This window comes from Streptomyces ruber (assembly GCF_014648075.1).
Lineage (GTDB): Bacteria > Actinomycetota > Actinomycetes > Streptomycetales > Streptomycetaceae > Streptomyces > Streptomyces ruber.
The window spans coordinates 1-1716 of the sequence record NZ_BMQK01000043.1; the positions used below are offsets into that span (position 1 = coordinate 1).

Consider the following 1716-nt stretch of genomic DNA (forward strand, 5'->3'; position numbering starts at 1 on the left):
TCTCCGCCTCGATGAACGCGTACACCGCGCTCATCGATCGCTCTCCTTCGCGAAGAAGACCGCCGCTTTTCGCAGCACCTCGATCGTCTCGGCCTGCTCACGGGCCAGCCGACGCAGCCGGCGCAGCTCCTCCCGCTCGGCCGCCGTCAGCTCGCCCGGCGCCCCCTGACCACGGTCGGCCCGGTCCTGCCGGACCCAGTTCCGCAGCCCCTCGGCGCTGACCCCGAGCTCCCGGGCCACCTCGGTGACGGTCCTGCCGGAGGAGCGGACCAGCGCGACCGCGTCCCGCTTGAACTCCTCCGTGTACCGCCTGCTGCGGTTGCTCTTGCTTCCCACCTGGCACTACTTCCTCTGGAACCTCACGTTCCAGTTTCCAGGTGCCCAGCATCAAGGGGTGCCTCTGTGTCTCGTCAAGGGTGCGCGGCGGCTATTTGGGCTCGCCGTTCGTCGGACAGCATGACCCGCCAGACATGGTCGGCCAGCCGACGTTTCAGGCAGCGGCGGGCTTCCTTGGAGGTCTTTCCCTCGGCGAGTTTCCGCTGGTAGTAGGCGTGTCCGGGTGAGTCGGGCATGCGAATCTGCACCATGGCGATCGTGTGGAGGACGGAGTTGAGCTGCCGGTCCCCGCAGCGGGAGAGGCGGTGGCGGGACTTGTCGGCGCTGGCTATCTCCACCGGGGCGGTGCCGGTGTAGTTCGCGAAGGCGGCCGAGGTGGGAAAGCGGCTCGCCCGCCCGGCGCGGGCGAGCAACCGTGCTGCCAGCACCGGGCCGACGCCCGGAGTGTTCGTGAGCGTGCTGCCGGTGGCCGCCATGAGCGTCTGCAGGCTGGCGGTGTTCTCCGCGAGCCGTCGATCCACCTGCCGGACCTCGGTGACCAGGTCGCGCGCAAGGTCTTTGCGGACCCGCTCGACGGGACCGGCAGGCCGCACGGTCCGCAGCAGGGCCGCGGCCTGATCCGCCGACAGCTGCCGGGGAGCCCCGCCGGGCAGCAGGTCACGCAGGAGAACATGCAGCTGGTTGACGGCCCGGATGCGGGCCTGGGCGAGATTGCCCCGGCGCTCGTCCAGCAGTGCCAGCGCTGTGGCGTGATCTTCGGCCGCCACCTCCCGTGCGTCACCGTGCAGGCAGGCCACGGTCGCGGCGGCGGCCGCATCGATCTGGTCGTTCTTGCGCCCGCCTCCGCGGGAGAGTTCCCGCACCCGGCGGGTCGCCGTGGACGGCACGTCGACGACGCGTTCGCCGCGGGCTATGAGCCACTGGGCCAGGTGCCGGCCCAGTCCGTGAGCGTTCTCCACCGCCCACATGCGGTGTGGCCACTGCCGGGCCCACGCCGTCAGCCGGCGGTACTCCGGCAGGCTCGCTTCGATCGTCACCGACGCAAGAGCCCGGACGGCCTCAGGCTCCACGGCGGTGACCGTGTGGGTGGATTTGTGCGGATCGACGCCGAGCAGTATCACGGGCACTGCCCTCCCAGATCGGTACGACGGCAGGGGCGTCCGTGGCCGACACTCCGACTTCCGGTACCGGACCAGGCCGGGAACACGCCTCTGTCGAGTCAGGCCACGGTCGGACGCCGGTCCGGCGGCACACCCCTTGAGAGCCAGCCGGACGGCGGCAGAAGCTTCACGAGCCATCCGGTCCGGCGTCCTACGGAGACGCTACGGGCGGCCAACCCGACGTGCTCCGCTACCGGCACATACAAGTCGGAAGCTTCAC

The 1716-nt window shown here is 70.6% G+C and carries 2 protein-coding genes; both read right to left on the reverse strand.

Annotation, left to right across the window (positions count from 1 at the left end; all coding sequences use genetic code 11):
* Positions 1-30: 30 nt before the first annotated feature.
* On the reverse strand, positions 31-336 hold the full coding sequence (locus IEZ04_RS34260; protein WP_189220906.1) for a transposase: 306 nt from the start codon (positions 334-336) through the stop codon (positions 31-33).
* A 74-nt stretch (positions 337-410) separates the two neighbouring features.
* Positions 411-1634, reverse strand: coding sequence for an IS110 family RNA-guided transposase (locus tag IEZ04_RS34265; protein WP_373296405.1), 1224 nt, complete (start codon positions 1632-1634; stop codon positions 411-413).
* Positions 1635-1716 lie beyond the last annotated feature (82 nt).

Bases quoted from the DNA above. Each gene is read 5' to 3' on its own strand.
- IEZ04_RS34265 (WP_373296405.1), bottom strand. From the start codon at position 1,634: ATGGCTCGTGAAGCTTCTGCCGCCGTCCGGCTGGCTCTCAAGGGGTGT.